Below are 17465 nucleotides of genomic sequence, written 5' to 3'. Positions count from 1 at the left end.
GCAGCGCCCCCGGCGATTGGCACCCGCTCCCGCCGGCGCGCGCCGCCGCGCCGACAGCCAACGGCAAACCCCACCGACGCGCACCCGGCCCATCCCACCGCGGCACCACCCCGGCAACCGCCCCCACCGGAGTCAAGCGCCACACCCATCAGCCGCCCGCGAGCCCCACCGCACGGCAAAGGTCGCCACTCGGTCGTGTCCACGGCAGCACCACCCCCGGCAACCAGCAACCGCGCCCGCCGGGGGCGCCGCGCCGCACCGACCAGGCACCGCAAACCCCACCGGGCGCACACCCAGCCCTCGAGCCACGAGAGAGTCACCCGTCGCCGTTGGGCGTCCCCGCGCTGAGGCGCCGAGCACGCCCCCCGCGAGACTGCTGGCTGCGTTCTCCGGCGAGTCGTTATCGCTGCAGGTGCGCGGGCACCTCGTCGACCGGGACGCGGGTCTGCTCGCCCGACGTCATGTCCCGCACCGTCACCTCGCCGGCCTCCTGCTCGGCCGGGCCGTAGATCAGCACCGTGCGGGCCCGCTGGTCGTTCGCCCACTTCAACTGGCGCGCCAGCTTGCCGGACGTGCCCAGGTAGACGCCCGTGCGCAGGCCCTGCGCGCGCAGCCGGTTCGCCAGCCGCAGCACCTCGTCCTCGGCGCCGAGCACGGTGAGCGCCACGTCCAGGCCACCGGCCTCGGCGTCGGCCGCGGCCTGCCCGGCGAGGATCCGCTCCAGGCCGATCGACCCGCCGCACGCGGGCATGTCCGGGCCGCCGAGCTTCGCGACCAGCCCGTCGTAGCGGCCGCCGGAGGAGATCGACCCCGGGTAGCCGGCGGCGGTGACCTCGAAGATCGGGCCGGTGTAGTAGTCCAGGCCGCGCACCATCCGCGGCGTGAACACGACCCGCCCGGACGGCAGCCCCGCGGTCAGCTCCACGAGCTTGTCGACCTCGGCGAGGCCGGCGCGGCCGCGCTCGGTGGTGTCGAGCTGCTTGCGGATGCGGTCGGTGTCGGTGGCGACGACGTCCCCGACCAGGCTCTCCGCGGTCTGGGTGTCCAGGCCGCGGTCGGCCAGCTCGGCGATCACCGCGTCCGGGGTGGCCTTGTCCAGCTTGTCGAGGCTGCCGAGCACCTTCGCGCCCGCCTCCTCGGGGATGCCGTAGGCCTCCAGCAGGCCGTGCAGCGCCTGGCGGCTGTTGACCAGAAAGCGGAAGTCCTCGACGCCCAGCGCGGTCAGCGCGTCGTTGATCGCCCACAGCGTCTCGGCGTCGGCGAGCGGGGACGACGAGCCGACGGTGTCGAGGTCGCACTGGACGAACTCGCGGAACCTGCCCTGCGCGGGGCGGTCGGCGCGCCACACCGGGCCGATGGCGTAGCGCTTGTAGGGTGAGGGCAGTTTGCTGCCGTAGGTGCCGATCACGCGGGCGAGCGGCACGGTGTGGTCGTAGCGCAGCGCCAGGTCGGCCTCGCCGCTGGCCTCGTGCACCCCGCGCTTGAGGATCTTGAAGATCAGGGCGGACGCGTCGTCGCCGAGCTTGCCCGCGAACACCTCGAGGCGTTCGAAGGCCGGGGTCTCCAGGGGGTCGAAGCCGTAGCGCTCGAAGACCGCGCTGACGGTGTCGAACGCGGCCTTCCGGCGACGCACGTCGTCGGCCAGGAAGTCGCGGGTACCTGAAGGTGGCTCGGCGGCCTTCGCCATGAATCGGTCCTTTGCTGGTCGGGTGCGCCTGCCATTGTCCCGCGCCGGTGCGGGCGGGTGTGCACTACCCCTGGACAGACGGAAGCCCCGGCCCGCCGAGGGGGAGGTGGGCCGAGGCTTCCTGCTCCATCCGACGGCACCCCTGCGCGTCCACCGGATTTGCGACTCGTGCGCCTGACTACCCCGGCCGCCGGGCGGTAAACCACGGATGCGGAAAAAAATCTCCGGCGGGGTGCGGGCGCGGTCTGGGATGATCGGGTTCCATGACGACGCCGACCCTGTCCGCCGCGATCATCGAGTCGGACCGCTTGGTGCTGCGCAAGGCGCGGGACGCCGACCGCGAAGGGTTCGTGGAGGTGTTCACCGATCCCGAGGTCAGGGCTCACCTGGGTGGCCCGCGGCCGCGTGCGGACGTCGAACGGTTCCTCGACCAGGCCGGAGCGGCCGCCACGACCGCTGAGCCGGGCAGCTACGTCATCGCGGACAAGCAAACGGACCGGTTCGTCGGCGTCCTCGGGCTCGCGCCTCGCGCGGCCGGCCGGCCGGGTCACGTCACCCCGGAGGGCGGGGAGCTGGAGCTGTCCTACGTGCTGCGGCGTGGCGCCTGGGGAGCAGGGCTGGCGTTCGAGGCCGCGGCCGCCGTGTTGCGTGCCGCCGCTGCCGAACTGCCGGACCAGCCGGTCGTGGTCGTCACCCAGGCCGCGAACGAGCGCGCGCGAAGGCTGGCGGACCGACTCGGCTTCGCGGAGACCGGCGCCTTCGAGGAGCACGGCGCGCGGCAGGTGATCGCCGTCGCCGCGCTGCGGGCGTTCGGGGCGTCATGACCGGCCGCCGGGTCGACGTGTCGCGCCTGCCCCGGGAGGTCGCGGAACTCATCGACGCCCTGCCGCCCGGTGAGGACCTCGTGGTCACGCGGGACGGCGAGGTCATCGCGACGATCTCCAGCACGGGCGGCGCGCCCCGGGCGGCAGGGCCGGAGATCGCCGACGACGTCACGGTGGTCGCCACGGCGATGCGGTTGTCGGAATCGGCGCGGGGAAAGCTGTCGGCCGAACTCGGCACCGACTACATCGTGATCGACATGCACGCGGCGCCGGCCACGGCGGACGTGCTGCTGGTGCCGCCGGTGAGCCCGCAGCTGATCGGCAACCTCCGCCGGTCGTTCCCGAAGGCGCGGGTGGTGGTGGCCGAGATCGACGACGCGGAGCTCGGCGTCAGCTACCACGGCCCGGTCCGGCGCTTGCTCGACGCCGGCGCCACGACCTACCTGCCGTCGACGACCATCCCGCACCTGGCGAAGCAGCTCGACCGGACGGTCACCCACGAACGGCAGCTCACGGGCGGCGCCTCGGCACGACGGGAGATCGACGCCTCTCCGCGGCCGCCGCACGATGCGGAATGACCCGGCCAGGACAACTGGGCCACGACGGCTGAGGGCACGCGGGGTCGCGGTGCCTGGTCATCGGCGCCGCACTCGGGCCAGCAGCGACCAAGCCTCAACGCGGCGACGCCCCGAACGGCAGCTCGTCCAGGCTCGCCCGGAGTTCACGCAGGTCGGTGAACGTCCGGGCGGCGCCGGCGTCGGTGAGCTCCGCCGCGGAGAACCCGCCGGTGAGCAGCCCGACGGACGGCAGGCCGATGCGCCGGGCGGCGACGCAGTCCCACACCGAGTCGCCGATCACCACGGCCTCCTCGCCCCGCACCTTCTCCAGCGCGACCTCCAGCAGGTCCGGCTCCGGTTTGGTGGCCTCGACGTCCTTCGAGCTGGTCCAGTCGGCCGCCAGCTCGCGGCCGTCGATCAGGTCGAGGTAGTGGTCGACGTGGTCGGGCTTGCCGGAGCTGGCCAGCACCACGCGGTAGCCGGCGTCGTCGGCGGCCTGGAGCAGCTCGTGGGCGCCGTCGAGCGCGCAGACCTCCGGCAGCATCCCGTCGACCAGTTCCTTCCACTTGGCCCGGACGTCGTCGCCGCAGGCGTCCTCGACCTCCTGCCCGGCGACCTCGGGCACCAGCTGGTCGCCGCCCATGCCGATGGCGCGGTGCAGGCGCCACACGGGCACCGTCACACCGTGGCCGCGGAAGGCGCGGAACCACGCGAGCGCGTGGTGGTAGTTGGTGTCCACCAGCGTGCCGTCCACATCGAGCACGAGAACCTTGGCCATGCCCGGCAGATTGCCCACCGCGCCCGGCCCGGAAACGCTCACCCGAGCGTGCTGACGTAGGCGAGCAGCCCCACCACCGGCACCGCGACGGCCACCAGCCGGAAGTCCGGCCGCGGCGCGACGCGGATCAGGCGCACCCCCTCGGGCACGAGCGCCACGGCCACGCCCGCCACCGCCACGAGGGACAGCACGGTCGTCCCCTTGAGCACGCCGAGCGGCAGGGCCGCCATCGCCGCCAGCCCCACCGCCTGGACCGCGTGCAGCACGCGCGCCCGCCAAGCGGCGAACGCGAGCACCGGCCAGCCGAGCAGGATCGTGAACGACAGGTAGCTGAACAGGTGCGGATCGCCGTAGGCGTCGCCGACGAACGCGGTGGCGAACCCGGCCCCGCGGTGGCGGGCCAGCGCGAGGGCGGCCTGGTCGAACCCGGCGTGGAAGACCCGCGCGAACAGCCCGGTCACGACGAGAACCGCGCCCCAGAAACCCCACCGGAACCTGATCCGCGCGGCGAGCGCGAGCACTGCCGGGCACAGCAGGAGCGTCCCGGCGAGCACGCAGGTGTAGGCGGCGCTCATCCGGCCGGGGTGGTCGGCGGCCGCGGTGAGCTGGTGCGGGAAGAAGAAGGGGACCGGGAGGCGCAACAACATCCCGGTGAGCAACAGCAGCGGTGCGGCGATCATCGCCAGGCCGGCGATCCAGCGCGGTTCACGAGTCATGCGGCCGAACCTGCCAGTGCCCGGACCGCGGCGGATCGGACCGCGGCGGACACTCCGGCCGCGGACATCAGACCCTGGTATGACCGCCGTGGACGGACGCGGCGGGCGCGGTACCCGGATATCGTGCGACGAATGGGCCCCTCGCCATGGCGTTCGCGCGCCGCCGCCGTGCTGCCGGCCGTGCTCCTGATCGCGGTGGACGTCGCCGTCGGCGGGAACCTCCTGCGCGACGACACCGGCTGGCGGCTGGGCGGCTCGGTGGCCGTGGCGGTCGTGATCGGGCTGGCCGTGCTGGTCCGGCGGCGGTGGCCGGTCCCGGTGCTGGTGTTCGTGCTGGCCGTGTCGGTGGCGGCCGCGTTCCTCGGCGTGCTCTGGGATCCCTTCGCGGGCGCCGCGCTGGTGCTGCACGTCGTCGCGCTCGGCCGGGACCCGCTGCTGCCCCTGCTGGGCGCGTGCGCCGTCGCCGCGGTCGCCGGCTTCGCCGCCTGGTGGTATGTCCTCGGGGTGCCGCTGCTGGTCGCGGCGTGGGCGGCCGGGCGGGCGGCGCACGCGCACCGGACCCAGGCCGAGCGGCTGGAACTGCAGCGGCAGCACCAGATCCGCACCGACGAGCGCCTGCGCATCGCCAGGGAGCTGCACGACGTCGTCACCCACGGCATGGGCCTGATCGCGGTGAAGGCGGGCGTGGCCAACCACGTGGCTGAGTCCCGGCCGGACGAAGCCCGCGAAGCGCTCCGGATCATCGAGGAGACCAGCCGCGAAGCGCTCGGTGAGATGCGGCGGTTGCTCAGCGCGCTGCGGGACGACACCGAGCCGCCGGGCGAGCTCGCCGATCTGCCGCGGCTGGCCGAACGGGCGGCGCCCGCGGGGGTCGCGGTGGAGCTGGACGTCGACGCGCCGGACCTGCCGCGGCCGGTGGAGCTGGCGGCGTTCCGGATCGTGCAGGAGGCGGTCACGAACGTGGTGAAGCACGCCGCACCCGCGCGGTGCCGGGTGGTCGTGCGGGCGCACGCCGGCGAGGTGCGGATCGAGGTCACCGACGACGGCGCCCGGCAACGCGGACCGGTGCGGCCGGGCCACGGCATCGTGGGCATGTCCGAGCGCGCCGCGCTGTACGGCGGCGAGGTGACCGCGGAACCGTTGCCGGGCGGCGGTTTCCGCGTCGCGGCGTGGCTGCGCGCGTCGGCGGAGGTGCCCGTTGCCTGAGCCGCTGCGGGTGGTGATCGCCGACGACCAGGCGCTGCTGCGCGGCAGTTTCCGGTTGCTGGTGGACAGCGAACCGGACATGGCGGTGGTCGGCGAGGCGGCGACCGGCGCGGAGGCGGTCGAGGTCGTGCAGGCGGCGCGGCCGGACGTGGTGCTGATGGACGTGCGGATGCCGGGCATGGACGGCATCGCGGCCACGCGGCTGCTCACCGAGCGGGTGCCGTCCGCGCGGGTCCTGATCCTCACGATGTTCGACCTGGACTCGCACGTCTTCGACGCGCTGCGCGCGGGCGCGGCCGGATTCCTGCTGAAGGACACCCGGCCCGCGGACCTGTGCGCCGCCATCCGCGTGGTCGCGTCCGGTGAAGCGCTGCTGGCGCCCGCCGTCACGCGACGGCTGATCGCCGAGTTCGCCCGGACCACCGCGCCCCGCCCGGCCCTGAGCCGCGACCTCGACGTCCTCACACCGCGGGAGACCGAGGTGCTGACGCTGATCGCGCACGGGTTGTCGAACACCGAACTCGCCGAGCGCCTGCACCTCTCCCTGGCGACGGTGAAGACCTACATCGGGCGGCTGCTGGCGAAACTGCACGCCAGGGACCGGGCGCAACTGGTGGTCATCGCCTACGAAACCGGGCTCGTCACCGCGTCAGGAGCGCGGTCAGCGGAACCGCGGTGAGCCACGCCCAGCCGCCGAGGCCGACCACGTGCGCGGCCCGCCAGGCGAGCGGCGCGGCCCGCACCACGCGGCCCACCAGCAGCAGCTCGCACAGCCACCGCGCGCCCCAGAACACCGTCTGCGCCGCCAGCACGGTCGTGGCCAGCGCGCCCGGCGCGAGCAGCTCGTCGACCGGCCACAGCAGCGCGCCGAGGACCACGCAGGTCAGCCCGATGAACCCGGTGTGCAAGCCGACGACGAGCCGGGACAGGGGGCTGACCGCGACGAGACCGGCGGGCCACCCGAGCAGCCGCGGCAGCACGAGGTGCGCGAGCCCCAGCACTATCGCGACCACACATGCCACACGCATCTGCAACTCCAGCATCACGCCGCCTCGAACGCCGTCGCGGTGACCAGGGGCGTCCGCCGCACGAGCGCGACAGGCGTGAGACCGGCCCGCGCCGCGACGCGCTCCCACTCCGCGCGCGGGTAGAAGTGCCACGCGCCCGGCCCGAAGGCCAGCACGTTCGGCAGGTCGCGGTGGTGCTCCACCAGCACCAGCCGGCCGCCCGGCCGCAGCACGCGGCGCGCCTCGCGGAACAACGCCTCCCGCCCGGCCGGGGTGCGCAGCTCGTGCGCGGCGAGCACCGCCAGCACGACGTCGACCCCGCCGGTCGCCAGCGGGAGCGCCTCCGGCCGCACCGGCAGCGCCCTCGCCGGGTAGCGCCGGCGAGCCCGCCGGATCGACGCCTCGACCGGGCCGCGCGGATCGAGCACGTCCAGCACCACGCCGGCGGACTCCGGCAGCAGGGCGGGCAGCGTGGGCGAGACCTCGTCGAACCCGGCGGTGACCAGCACGTGCCGGCGCACCCGCGCGGGCAGCACCGGCCGCAGCCACGTCCACCGGTAGAGGCCGGAGACGTCGTAGACCCACCAGGACGCCGCCAGGCTCGCGACCGTGAACCACGCCGCCCCGGCCCGTGCCGGTTTCGGCAGCGGCGCCGCTGCGACCACCGCGCCGGCGAGCACCTTCGGCCAGTTGAACGCCAGGACCTGCGCGACCCCGCGCATCACCGGAGCTCACCCCGGTGCCAGCCGTAGTCCACATCGGACACGTGAAAAGCGTTGGCCAGCACGGCTCCGCCGAAACGCCCCAGGAAGGCGACCTCGTGCCGCGGGATGCCGACGGGTTCGGGCCGCCAGCTGCTGCGGAACGCCTTGACCACCACGATGCCCTCCTTGTCCGGCGAGAACGTGTACGGCAGCGGCCCGGCGAACCGCCGCGCGTCGGCCGGGGTGGCGAACACCCTGTCCCACAACGGTTCCCGCTCGCCGAGATCGGCGGTGACGTCGAGATCGCCCTGCCCGTCCCGCGACCGCACGGTGAACCGCAGCGTGTCGTCCTGCCGGGAAACCCGGGCCGCGCTGCGGTGGTAGTGGTAGCCGGTGAGGACGTTCCCGCCGAGCGCGAGCAGGGCGCGGTCGGTGTCGCTGCGCAGGATCCGCAAGCCGCGCATGGTCTTCCCGCCCGGGGTGCGCAGCCGGGCGAGGATGCGGTAGCCGGTCATCACCGAGCGGAACCCGAGCGGCGCGGGCAGGACCGACGGCCGCAAGTGCCGCAGCGCGACCAGGGCGACCGCCACGAAGGCGTGCTCGGCGCCGTCCGGGCCGGTGTAGGTGTCCAGCGTCAGCGGTTCCGGCAGCAGCGGCGCGACCTGCGAGGGATCGACGGCGTAGGTGAGGACGAGCGAGTGGTCGAACCTGGTGCGCATGGGCAACGGGTGCCGGTTCAGCGCGGTCATGGACACCTCCGTACTTCCACTACGCCCCAGAGCATCGCGCGGTCGGGCGGGCCGGGATCCTCGCCGGGACGTGGTTCGCGGAACGAGCGGGACACCACCACGCCCCCTGGCCGCAGGGCGTGCCGCACGGCGGCGGCGAGCCGGGCCGCGTACCGCGCGTCGGGGCCGTCGAGGACGTTCGACAGGGAGATGCCGTCGGTAGCAGCCGCGGGGCGCCTGTTCGAGGTGCTCGGCGACGTCGGCGTGGACGAGCGTGGCGGCGGCGCGGGTGTCGCGGGCGAGTTCGTCGTGTCCGGCGAGCAGCCGCCACGCCCACGGGTTGTCCGCAGGGGCGTGTGCGAGGCCCCGGCGGAGGCGGGCGAGCAGCACACGGTCGAGACGCGGCGGGATCGCGTGCCGGAAGGCGGGCAGCAGGAGGCCCAGCGGCGCGAGCCCGGTCGCGAGCAGGCACTGGAGGCGGCGGGATTCCAGGAGCGCGACGGGATCGCCGTCGCGGAGGACCTCGTCGACGTGGCGCCAGCGGGGGTCGAGCACGCGGAGGGCGGCGCGCCCGGCGGCGAGCAGGCGTTCCGCCCGGCCGGTGGCCGCGGGGGTGCCGGCGAGGCGGTCCCGGCAGTAGGCCAGTTGCGCGGGGTTGATGTCCACGGCAGTGACGTCGTACCCGGCGCGCGCGAGGCGGACACGGTCTCCCCGGCGGCCGCGATCGCGAGGACGCGCCCGCGGGGCAGGGCGCGGAGTTCGACGTCCGGGTCCTCGTAGCCCCAGCCGAACAGCAGGCCCCGCCGGCCCGCCCAGGGGTTCACCGGTGCCGCCGGAGTGCGACGAGCCAGGCCAGGACGAGCAGGACGACGTTGTGCAGCACCAGGTTCAGCGGTTCGGCGATGTGCCCGCCGCCGAAGGCGAGGCCACCGGCGTTGAACCCGGCGAGCAACGCGGTCTGCACGGCCGCGGCGGTGCGTGGCGCCCAGCCGGTCAGCACCCACGCGCCGAGGGCGACCTCGGCGAGGCCGATCAACAGGAGGACGACCCCGGCGGCCCCGCCGAGCACCGGCACGGACTCGACGATCGCCCGCTCGTCCGGCCGGGCGCCCAGCACCTTGGCGACGAGCCCTTCGTAGATCCACACGGCGGCCACCGCCCCCGGCGGCACCCATCGGGCCGCCCACTCCCCCACGCGCACGGGTCGACTCTAGATCTCGCTCGGGCTCAGGCGAGCGCGGCGGCCAGCAGGGCGAAGGCGCCGATGATGACGGCGACGCGGATGTAGTGGAAGCGGTCCCAGCGCTGCGACTGCTGCTTCCAGTCCGCGGGCCGGTTCTCCGGGGTCCACGTCTTGCTCTGGTTGTTGATCGGGACGAGCAGCAGGACCGACATGATCACGCTGACGATCAGCAGCGCGCCGGCGGTGATGACGAGGCCGGTGCCGTCCTGACTCCACCCGGCGATCGCCCAGACCGCGACGAGGGCGAGCGAGGTGAGGTACCAGACCGGCATCACGGCGCCGAGCATCCGGCCGCCATGGGCGCGGCCGAGCAGGGTGCTCTCGTCCGGCAGGCGGGCGAGGATCGGGTTGATGACGAAGGCGACCGAGAACTCGACCCCCACCATCACGCCGACGACGACGGTGGTGAGCACCTCGAGTGCGTTGAGCATGACTACTCCTCCGAGAATCTAGCGTTGCTAGCTGATGTGGCGACGCTAGCGCAACCATTGCTCGCTTGTCTAGCAGTGCTAGGATCGACTTGTGTCGGTACAGGAACGCAAGGAGCGCGAGCGGGCGAACCGGGAACGCCTGATCTTGGCGACGGCCCGCGAACTCGCCGAGCAGCAGGGCTGGGACGCGGTCACCACCCGCAGACTCGCCGAGCGCATCGAATACAGCCAGCCGGTTCTCTACAGCCACTTCCGCGGCAAACGCGAGATCATCGGAGCCGTCGCGCTGGAAGGCGCCACCGAGCTGGCGACGGCGTTGCGGGCCGCGGCCGCCGCCGCGGACGGGCCGCGGGCCCGGGTCACCGCGATCGCCCGCGCCTACCTCGACTTCGCGGCCCGCCACCCGGCGGTCTACGACGCGATGTTCCAACTCGACGGCGGCCTGGCGTTCGCGCGGGACGACACACCGGAACCGCTGAAGGACGGCTTCGCCGCGCTGCTGGAGAACCTCGGCGAGGTCGCCGGCGACGGCGTGCACCCGGGGCTGTTCACCGAGGTGTTCTGGGCGGCCCTGCACGGGCTGGCGACGCTGACCCGGGCGGGACGGCTGCCGCCGGCGGACGCCGAGCGGCGGACGGAACTGCTGGTGGACCGGCTCGCCGTGTTCTGACGCCGGTCAGATCCCGAAGAGCGGCAGACAGGGCGGCAGGCCCTCGATCGTCACCGGGATGTCGTCGCGCCACGCGTCGCGGCCGAGGCGCAGCCGGTGCTCGACGGCGAGCGCGTCGCGAACCACGTGCCGCGCGACGCCGTCCGGGCGGTAACCGAGCTTGCGGGAGACCGCCAGGGAGGCGGCGTTGTCCTCGAACGCGCCGGACGCGGCCTCTTCCGCGCCGAGGCCCGCGAAGGCGAGGTGCAGCACCGCGCGGCGCATCTCCGTGCCGATGCCCTGGCCCTGGTACCGGCGGCCCACCCACGAGCCGGTGTGGACCTCGCGGGTGATGGCGAACCGCTTCGCGCTGACGCTCTGCTGGCCGACCACCTCGCCGTCCCGGAAGACGACGAGGTCGAGGCCCCAGTCGTCCGGGCTCCACCGGCCCAGCCGGAGCCAGTGGAACTGCACGAGCGACCGCGCCACGAGCGCCGGTTCCTGGTCGGTCCACGGAACGAGGAACGGCATGCTGCCCGGCTCGTGCACCCCCTCCGAGGCGAGCTCAGCCAGCGCGGCGAGCTCCTCCGGCGCAGGCAGGCGCAGTTCGAGCCGCGGGGTCCGCACCCGCAGCGCGAGCAGAGGGAAGTGATCGGCCAGCATCGGCCCATCCTGGCCCACGAGCACCGACGTGACCACCGACGGCCAGGTTGTCCCGCCGGTGGTGGGATGCCGGACGCGACACCGTGCGGCATCAGCGAGAGGTCGCGACCACCCGAGACGAATGCGCGGCGACAGTACTGCGACGACCTGTCACTCCCCCACGAAGACCATCTCCGGGTAGCGCGGCGACGGGCCGTCCAGCAGGTGGTCGTTCCGGTCGCGCAGCCACCGGTCGAAGAACGACGCCACGTACGCGCGCTGCGTGCGCACCGCGGTCGCCGGGTCGAGGGTGCCCAGCGGGACGCCCAGCTGCGGCACCAGCGCCGCGGCATCGGTGAACGTCGCGTGTCTCGAGCCGAGCAACCGCAGCTGCGCCGTCCAGCCGTGCGTCGCCGCACGGAAGGCTTTCCAGCCGGGGCCCGTGTCGGTCTCGCCGTCCTTGCCGACCAGCAGGAACGGCCCCCGCAGCCCCTCCGCGGCCGGCGGCATCAGGCTGCCGTCGAACCACGTCAGGTTCCCGTCCAGGTTCACCCCGGCCACCACGCGCGGGTCGGCGGCCATCGTCAGCGCCGCGGCCGCCCCGCCCATCGAGTGCCCGATCATGCCGACCCGGCTCACGTCCAGCCGCCCGGCCAGCGCGTCCAGCACGAACCGCGTGTCCGCGACCCGCACGTCGAGCGCCTTGCGCAGGAACGCGTCGGGATCGCCGGGGTCGACCATGGTCCGCACCGAGCCGTCGGGGAACTCCACTTCCGGCGACTCCCACGTGTGGTCGATGCTGATCACGACGTACCCGCGGCTCGCCAGGTCCTCGGCCGTCGCGGTGCCCCACGTGCGCGGCTCCCCCAGCCCCGGCGAGTACACGACCACCGGCCGCCGCCCGGGCAGCGGCACGGCGTCGCGCCGCGCGTTGGTCCGCACGCCCGCCCAGTCCGCGGACGGCACGCCCAGTCCCAGCAGACCGTTCGCGGTGACGGCGTCGAAGTGCGCGGCGGCGCCGGGCAGCATGTACGGCGCCGCGCGCCCCGGGCCGGGCAACGCCGGGTAGTGCAGGCTGACCATCAGCTCCCGCGGCCCGCCGCGCCACGGATCGGTCCGCGACGCGTCCACGAGGTGCAACTCGGTCTGCCCCACCCGGTACGGGCCGGTGGGCCGCGGCAGCGCGAGGTCGGTCGCCGCGGACGCGGGCACCACCGACGCGAGTAGCACCGCCACGGCGAGCACGAAGGATCTCCGGATCATGCCGATCATGCTGCTCGGCCGCGCCCGGCACGGCATCCGGGAAAAACCCGGGTAGGTTCGCACGGTGGCGGAACGCAGGCACGGCACCCCGGCTCCCGCGACCGGCTCGACGGTCACCGGTCAGGACTGGGAAGGCGCGCACCTCAGCGGCGAACGGCACGAGCGCGTCGCGTTCGTCCGGGCCGACCTGAGCGAGGCGGTCACCGAGGGCGCGGTCTTCACGGAGTGCACCTTCCGGGACAGCCGGTTCAACGCCTCCCGGCACACCGGCGCCGCGTTCCTGAACTGCACGTTCACCGGCTGCTCGTTCTTCGACGCCACCTTCACCGACTGCAAGACCACCGGCTCGATGTTCGACCGCTGCACCTTCGACCTGCTGACCGCCGAGGGCGGCGACTGGTCGTTCACCGGCCTGCCCGGCGCCGACCTGCGGCGCGCGTCGTTCAGCGGTGTGCGCCTGCGCGAGGCCGACCTGACCGGCGCCCGGATCGGCGGCACGGTGCACCGGTGCGACCTGTCCGGCGCCTGGCTGCACGCCGCCGATCTGTCCGGTTGCGACCTGCGGGGCAGCGAGATCACCGGGCTGAACCCGCTGGAGACCAAGCTCGCCGGCGCGACGATCGACCCCGAGCAGGCCCTCGTGCTGGCCGGCGCGCTCGGCGTGCGGATCCGCTGACCCCCGCGCTCACCCACGGCCGTCGTGGACGACCTCGATCGACCACGGCCGCTGCTGCGTGTGCAGGTCCCAGTAGTGCTCGGCGATGTCGTCCGGGTCGAACGCGGTGCCGGGCGCGACCGGCCCGGCGACGGTCACCGACGCGACGTGCACCCCGGCCGGCCCGTACCGCGCGTCGAGCAGGGCGACGAGCGTGCGGACCCCGGCCTTGCCCAGGGACAGGCTCACGTACTCCGGCTTGGGTTCGGGCATCCCGCCGGTGACGAGGATCGTGCCGCTGCCCCGGTCGGCCATCGCCGGGGCGACGTGCGCCGCGGCGGTCAGCGCGCCGACGACGTTCACCGCCCACGCGTCCAGCTGCGCCCGCGCCGGGAGTTCGCCCGGCGCGTCCGGCTGGATGAGCGCCGCGTTGTAGACGAGCACGTCCGGCGTGCCGAACTCGGCGGCCGCCGCGTCCAGTGCGGCCCGCAGCGCGTCCTCGTCCGTGCTGTCGGCGACGAAGCTCCGCGCCCCGGGCATGGTCCGTTCCGTGCGTGCCACGAGCGCGATCGGCAGGCCCTCGCGCGCGAACCGCCGCGCCACCGCCTGCCCGATGCCCGGGCCCGCCCCGATGATCACCACTCCACTCATGCGGGCGACGGTAGAAGCCTGACACGGTGACAAGGTCAAGCTGCGCCGGGACCGGCTCACGACCTGACGCGGACGCGAGCCGGTCCGGGCCGTGCGGTCAGTTCGTCACGCGCACGTAGTCGACGACGAGCTGCTGCGGGAACTGGGTGCCGCCGTCCGGGTCGCCCGGCCAGTAGCCGCCCACGGCGAGGTTGAGGATCAGGAAGAACGGGTGGTCGAACACCCACCGGTCGCCGCCGAGGTCGGCGGGCGTCCTGGTCTGGTAGAGCACGCCGTCGACGTACCAGCGGATCTGGTTCGGCGCCCAGTCGACGGCGAAGGTGTGGAAGCCGTCGGAGAAGTTCGGGCCGGAGTAGGCGGCGCCGATGCCCTCCGCGCCCGAGTAGCCGGGGCTGTGGATGGTGCCGTGCACGGTGTTCGGCTCGAACCCGACGTTCTCCATGAAGTCGATCTCGCCGCAGTTCGGCCAGCCGTTGGTGCCGATGTCGTTGCCCAGCGCCCAGAACGCCGGCCACATGCCCTGCCCGCGCGGCAGCTTCATGCGGGCTTCGAAGTGGCCGTAGGTCTGGGTGAACCGGCCCGCGGTGTTCAGCCGCGCCGAGGTGTACTCGCACGGTCCATACCAGCAGTTGTAGCCGCCGGGGTTCTCGCGACGGGCGGTGATCACGAGGTTGCCCTGGCCGTCGAGCGCCGCGTTGGCGGCGCCGGCCGTGTAGTACTGCCGCTCGTGGTTGTTGACGTTGTCCCCGGTCTCCAGCTGCCACTTCGCCGGGTCGACCGCGCTGCCCGCGGGGCCGTTGAAGTCGTCGTTGAACGTCACCGTGGCCGCCTGCGCCTGCGGCGCGGTGAGGGTGGCGGCGGCGACCAGTGCGGGGAGGAGGAAACGGAGCCAGCTCGACATCTTCATCGACATCACGCCTTCCGGCCGTTTGTTGTGGGGAAGAACAAAGTAGCGTGGACTAGACCATTCCGACAAGGCGTCCGGGTGGGAACTTTCCACCCGGATCCCCTCGCGTGAGTGACCCGCGTGCGGGGGATCCGGCGTTTCCGCAGTTCCGGGCCGGGTAGCCGGGGCGCCTAGGAGGTGAGCCATGAACATGTTCGACAAGGCCAAGGACGCAATGGGCAAGAACCCGGACAAGACGGACCAAGGGATCGACAAGGCCGCCGAGGCCGCCAAGGGCCGGTTCGGCGAGCACGCCGACAAGATCGACCAGGCGTCGCAGAAGGCCAAGGACTTCGCGCGCGGGCAGCAGGAGCAGCCACCGCCGCAGTGAGGAAGTCCACAGTGGAATGAGTCCTTCGGGGCGAGGTCTTCGTCCCGAAGGACTCTTCCCCTCATCGCACGCCGAGGAGGATGCTGGGCCGCGTGTCCAGACCCGACCTGAACCCGGTGGCCCTGCGCCCCGGCGTCATCGCCTTCCACCAGCCGCCGGGCGGCTGGTTCGTCAGCAACGCGGGGCTCGTCGTGGGCCGTGACGCGGCCTTGCAGGTCGACACGTTCGCGACCGAGCCGCTGAACCGGCGGCTGGAGACCGCGATCGACGCCTACCTCGCGCCCGGCACGCCCCGCACGGTCGCGCTGACCCACGCGCACGGCGACCACGCCCACGGAGCCGGCCGCCTGGCCGCGGCAGGCGCGACGGTGCTGGCCACCCCGCCCGCCGCGGGCGAGGTGCTGTCCGGCCCGCACACCTACGACATGCTCTTCAGCTGCGACTGGGGCACCATCGACCCGCCCGCGGACATCTCCCCCGTCACCGAGCCGCGGACCCTCGACCTCGGCGGCACGTCGGTGGCGGTCGTGCCGGTGCCCGGGCCCGCGCACACGCACGGCGATCTGGTGGTGTGGCACGAGGAGTCGGGCACGCTGTTCACCGGCGACCTGCTGTTCCTCGGGGTGACGCCGCTGGCGATCTCCGGGTCCATCGCCGGGTGGCTGGAAGCGCTGACCTGGCTGGAAACCTTCGGCGCGGCCACGTACGTGCCCGGGCACGGCCCGGTGACGGCCGCGGCCGAGAACCCGGTCGCGGACGTGCGCGAGTACTTCGAGTGGCTGCAGGAGGCCGTCGCCGCGTCGGCGGACTACGCGGCGATCGAGGAGGCCGCCAGGGCGCGCTGTCCGGAGTGGGGCGCCGGCGAGCGGCACGGCGTCAACGCTCGAATCGCGTACGCGCAGGCGCACGGGACCGAGCTGGACTTCCCGGCCGGGGTCAAGGACCTGCTCACCAGCGCCGCCGCCCACGGGGAGCGGATGACCGAGACGGGCCTGATCCGCCTCGACATCTGACCCGCGGGCCTCACGCCCGCGTGCGCGAGTTCCGCAGTCGCAGGCGCGAGTTCCGCACTCGTGGGCGCGAGGCCTGCGCTCGTGGGCGCGAGTTCCGCACTCGCGGGCGCGAGTTCCGCGCACACGGGCGCGAGGCCTGCGCTCGTGTGCGCGAGGCCTGCGCTCGTGTGCGCGAGTTCCGCGCACACGCCCGCGAGTCCCGCGGGTGCGAGCCCGACGCTCGCGGCGCGAGCCTCACGGCCGCGAGTCGCGCCCTCGCGGGCGCGAGTTCCGCGTTCGAGCCAGTGCGGTCAGCGGATCTTCTCGCCGTAGACGCGCTCGACCTTCAGCGTCATGAGCACCCGGCGGTCGGACACCATGACCTCGCGGTACTCGGCCCAGTCCGGGTGCTCGCCCGCGGCCTTGCGGTAGTAGTCGACCAGCGCCTCGACCTCGGGGCCGTGCGGGTCGGTGCCGGGACCGGTGAGGGTGACCGGGCCCTCCGCGGTCGCCCACGCCCAGCCGTCGGAGCTGGTGACCTCCAGCGCGGCGCGCGGATCGCGGCGGAGGTTGCGGGTCTTGGCCCGGCCCTCCGTCATGGACACGTAGATCACCCCGGCGTCGCGGTCGTAGTACGGCGTGACGGGCGACAGCTGCGGCAGGCCGTTGGCCTTGATCGTGGCCAGTACGGCGATCCTGGCGTCGGCGAGCAGGTCGTGCGGATCGAAGGTCATGCTCCGATCATGCACCCTCACACTGATGTGAGGGTCAATCGCGCGCCCGCTCCTGCTGGAGCCGCCTTCGGCTACGCTGCCGTCCGTGCCCGAACAGACGTGGTCCCCCGATCCCGAGACGCCCGTCGTCGAGTACCGGTCCGGCCGATGGGTGTTCATCGGGGGGCTGGCCATGTTCGTCGTCTTCGGGTTGGTCGCCCTCTTCCCGGACGTCGGGCATGCCTCAGGTTCGTCGAAGTCGAAGAACCTCACTCCGACCGCCGCGTCGTTCCTCTTCGGCGCGCTCGCGCTGGGCGGCCTGCTGATCATGATCGGCTCCGTCCCCCGCATGCACCGCTTCGTCGTCGATCAGCGTGGACTGTGGTGGGGAGCCGGTCGCAAATCCGACCTGATCGCGTGGGAGGAGTTGCGCGCCGTGCGCGGACGGGAACCGCGCCCGCCGGTCAAGGGCGACCCGAACTCGAAGCCCGTGCTGCCGGCCCTCGTGTTCACCCCCGCGGACGGCCGTTTCGCGACCCGCCACAGCGCGCTGGTGAAACCCCTGCCGGACGCCGGCCCGGACGTGCAACTGAGACTGCCGAACTTCGCCACGGTCCGGCAGCTGACCCAGGAGATCGCCAGAGTCCGGCCGGACCTGCTCCGCTGACGCCCGGTGGCAGGTCTGGCCTGCGATCAGCGTCATGAGCACCCCGCGTGAGGGCCGACGCGCGCTGCCGGGGCG

22 protein-coding genes and 1 pseudogene are annotated in these 17465 nt (G+C 73.6%); 10 read left to right on the top strand and 13 right to left on the bottom strand.

Translation table 11 applies throughout. The features are described 5' to 3' along the window. Nucleotides 1-400: 400 nt before the first annotated feature. Nucleotides 401-1687, bottom strand: a complete 1287-nt coding sequence (hisS, locus tag AMY39116_RS0305515) for a histidine--tRNA ligase (protein WP_020416696.1) — start codon at nucleotides 1685-1687, stop codon at nucleotides 401-403. Nucleotides 1688-1950: 263 nt separating this feature from the next. Here hisS and AMY39116_RS0305510 point away from each other — a divergent pair, with 263 nt between their 5' ends. After that, nucleotides 1951-2511, top strand: coding sequence for a GNAT family N-acetyltransferase (locus tag AMY39116_RS0305510; RefSeq protein ID WP_020416695.1), 561 nt, complete (start codon nucleotides 1951-1953; stop codon nucleotides 2509-2511). Beyond that, nucleotides 2508-3089: a hypothetical protein gene (locus tag AMY39116_RS0305505; protein WP_020416694.1), complete on the top strand. Its 582-nt coding sequence runs from the start codon at nucleotides 2508-2510 to the stop codon at nucleotides 3087-3089. The genes AMY39116_RS0305510 and AMY39116_RS0305505 overlap by 4 nt, the downstream gene beginning before the upstream one ends. Before the next feature lie 94 nt (nucleotides 3090-3183). Here AMY39116_RS0305505 and AMY39116_RS0305500 read toward each other — a convergent pair whose 3' ends face one another. Next, entirely contained in the window at nucleotides 3184-3846 is a 663-nt protein-coding gene (locus AMY39116_RS0305500) for an HAD family hydrolase (RefSeq protein ID WP_039791243.1), read from the bottom strand. A 38-nt stretch (nucleotides 3847-3884) separates the two neighbouring features. Then, nucleotides 3885-4562 (bottom strand): hypothetical protein, encoded by a 678-nt coding sequence (locus tag AMY39116_RS0305495; RefSeq protein ID WP_020416692.1) that lies wholly within the window; start codon nucleotides 4560-4562, stop codon nucleotides 3885-3887. 132 nt (nucleotides 4563-4694) lie between these two features. Here AMY39116_RS0305495 and AMY39116_RS42285 point away from each other — a divergent pair, with 132 nt between their 5' ends. Beyond that, nucleotides 4695-5768 (top strand): sensor histidine kinase, encoded by a 1074-nt coding sequence (locus AMY39116_RS42285; protein WP_020416691.1) that lies wholly within the window; start codon nucleotides 4695-4697, stop codon nucleotides 5766-5768. Further along, a complete protein-coding gene (locus AMY39116_RS0305485; protein WP_039791221.1) occupies nucleotides 5761-6447 on the top strand; it encodes a response regulator transcription factor in 687 nt (228 codons plus the stop codon). The genes AMY39116_RS42285 and AMY39116_RS0305485 overlap by 8 nt, the downstream gene beginning before the upstream one ends. Here AMY39116_RS0305485 and AMY39116_RS42280 read toward each other — a convergent pair. From AMY39116_RS42280 to AMY39116_RS0305470, 3 genes are read right to left on the bottom strand one after another with little or no spacing between them, the layout of a single operon-like run. After that, nucleotides 6410-6796, bottom strand: coding sequence for a hypothetical protein (locus AMY39116_RS42280; RefSeq protein ID WP_157358428.1), 387 nt, complete (start codon nucleotides 6794-6796; stop codon nucleotides 6410-6412). The two genes, AMY39116_RS0305485 and AMY39116_RS42280, sit on opposite strands and share 38 nt — an antisense overlap. Nucleotides 6797-6810: 14 nt before the next feature. Next, on the bottom strand, nucleotides 6811-7497 hold the full coding sequence (locus AMY39116_RS42275; RefSeq protein ID WP_020416688.1) for a class I SAM-dependent methyltransferase: 687 nt from the start codon (nucleotides 7495-7497) through the stop codon (nucleotides 6811-6813). Continuing rightward, entirely contained in the window at nucleotides 7497-8228 is a 732-nt protein-coding gene (locus tag AMY39116_RS0305470) for a DUF2071 domain-containing protein (protein ID WP_020416687.1), read from the bottom strand. Before AMY39116_RS0305470 ends, AMY39116_RS42275 begins: the two co-directional genes overlap by 1 nt. 189 nt (nucleotides 8229-8417) lie before the next feature. Here AMY39116_RS0305470 and AMY39116_RS0305465 point away from each other — a divergent pair, with 189 nt between their 5' ends. Then, on the top strand, nucleotides 8418-8987 hold the full coding sequence (locus AMY39116_RS0305465; protein WP_020416686.1) for a hypothetical protein: 570 nt from the start codon (nucleotides 8418-8420) through the stop codon (nucleotides 8985-8987). Nucleotides 8988-9027: 40 nt separating this feature from the next. Here AMY39116_RS0305465 and AMY39116_RS0305460 read toward each other — a convergent pair whose 3' ends face one another. Further along, nucleotides 9028-9408: a DoxX-like family protein gene (locus tag AMY39116_RS0305460; RefSeq protein WP_235716062.1), complete on the bottom strand. Its 381-nt coding sequence runs from the start codon at nucleotides 9406-9408 to the stop codon at nucleotides 9028-9030. 26 nt (nucleotides 9409-9434) lie between these two features. Continuing rightward, nucleotides 9435-9881 carry a DUF1772 domain-containing protein gene (locus AMY39116_RS0305455; protein ID WP_020416684.1) on the bottom strand — a complete coding sequence of 149 codons (447 nt, stop codon included), beginning with the start codon at nucleotides 9879-9881 and terminating at the stop codon, nucleotides 9435-9437. 91 nt (nucleotides 9882-9972) lie between these two features. Between AMY39116_RS0305455 and AMY39116_RS0305450 the strand changes: the two genes are divergently transcribed. Further along, nucleotides 9973-10551, top strand: a complete 579-nt coding sequence (locus AMY39116_RS0305450; protein WP_020416683.1) for a TetR/AcrR family transcriptional regulator — start codon at nucleotides 9973-9975, stop codon at nucleotides 10549-10551. A gap of 6 nt (nucleotides 10552-10557) precedes the next feature. On the opposite strand, the gene AMY39116_RS0305445 is transcribed toward AMY39116_RS0305450, so the two are convergent. Next, nucleotides 10558-11193 (bottom strand): GNAT family N-acetyltransferase, encoded by a 636-nt coding sequence (locus tag AMY39116_RS0305445; RefSeq protein ID WP_020416682.1) that lies wholly within the window; start codon nucleotides 11191-11193, stop codon nucleotides 10558-10560. A 150-nt stretch (nucleotides 11194-11343) separates the two neighbouring features. Beyond that, on the bottom strand, nucleotides 11344-12435 hold the full coding sequence (locus tag AMY39116_RS0305440) for a Tat pathway signal protein (RefSeq protein WP_157358424.1): 1092 nt from the start codon (nucleotides 12433-12435) through the stop codon (nucleotides 11344-11346). A gap of 64 nt (nucleotides 12436-12499) precedes the next feature. On the opposite strand from AMY39116_RS0305440, the gene AMY39116_RS0305435 reads away from it, so the two are divergent. Then, entirely contained in the window at nucleotides 12500-13111 is a 612-nt protein-coding gene (locus AMY39116_RS0305435) for a pentapeptide repeat-containing protein (RefSeq protein ID WP_020416680.1), read from the top strand. A 9-nt stretch (nucleotides 13112-13120) separates the two neighbouring features. Here AMY39116_RS0305435 and AMY39116_RS0305430 read toward each other — a convergent pair whose 3' ends face one another. Both AMY39116_RS0305430 and AMY39116_RS0305425 read right to left on the bottom strand, forming a co-directional pair. Continuing rightward, nucleotides 13121-13741, bottom strand: a complete 621-nt coding sequence (locus AMY39116_RS0305430; protein ID WP_039791219.1) for an SDR family NAD(P)-dependent oxidoreductase — start codon at nucleotides 13739-13741, stop codon at nucleotides 13121-13123. A 100-nt stretch (nucleotides 13742-13841) separates the two neighbouring features. Further along, nucleotides 13842-14642 (bottom strand): annotated as a pseudogene (locus AMY39116_RS0305425) (family 16 glycosylhydrolase); the annotation flags it as partial. Between the two features lie 190 nt (nucleotides 14643-14832). On the opposite strand from AMY39116_RS0305425, the gene AMY39116_RS0305420 reads away from it, so the two are divergent. Next, nucleotides 14833-15018 carry an antitoxin gene (locus tag AMY39116_RS0305420; protein ID WP_020416677.1) on the top strand — a complete coding sequence of 62 codons (186 nt, stop codon included), beginning with the start codon at nucleotides 14833-14835 and terminating at the stop codon, nucleotides 15016-15018. Between the two features lie 92 nt (nucleotides 15019-15110). Next, a complete protein-coding gene (locus AMY39116_RS42270; protein WP_051123481.1) occupies nucleotides 15111-16031 on the top strand; it encodes an MBL fold metallo-hydrolase in 921 nt (306 codons plus the stop codon). Between the two features lie 290 nt (nucleotides 16032-16321). Here AMY39116_RS42270 and AMY39116_RS0305410 read toward each other — a convergent pair whose 3' ends face one another. After that, nucleotides 16322-16744, bottom strand: a complete 423-nt coding sequence (locus AMY39116_RS0305410; RefSeq protein WP_020416675.1) for a PPOX class F420-dependent oxidoreductase — start codon at nucleotides 16742-16744, stop codon at nucleotides 16322-16324. An 85-nt stretch (nucleotides 16745-16829) separates the two neighbouring features. Between AMY39116_RS0305410 and AMY39116_RS0305405 the strand changes: the two genes are divergently transcribed. Continuing rightward, entirely contained in the window at nucleotides 16830-17390 is a 561-nt protein-coding gene (locus tag AMY39116_RS0305405) for a hypothetical protein (RefSeq protein WP_020416674.1), read from the top strand. Nucleotides 17391-17465: the final 75 nt, after the last annotated feature.

This window comes from Amycolatopsis sp. ATCC 39116 (genome assembly GCF_000231075.2).
GTDB lineage: Bacteria > Actinomycetota > Actinomycetes > Mycobacteriales > Pseudonocardiaceae > Amycolatopsis_E > Amycolatopsis_E tucumanensis.
The sequence above is the reverse complement of the archived record's forward strand: the minus strand, read 5'-3'. Positions and strand labels throughout refer to the sequence as shown.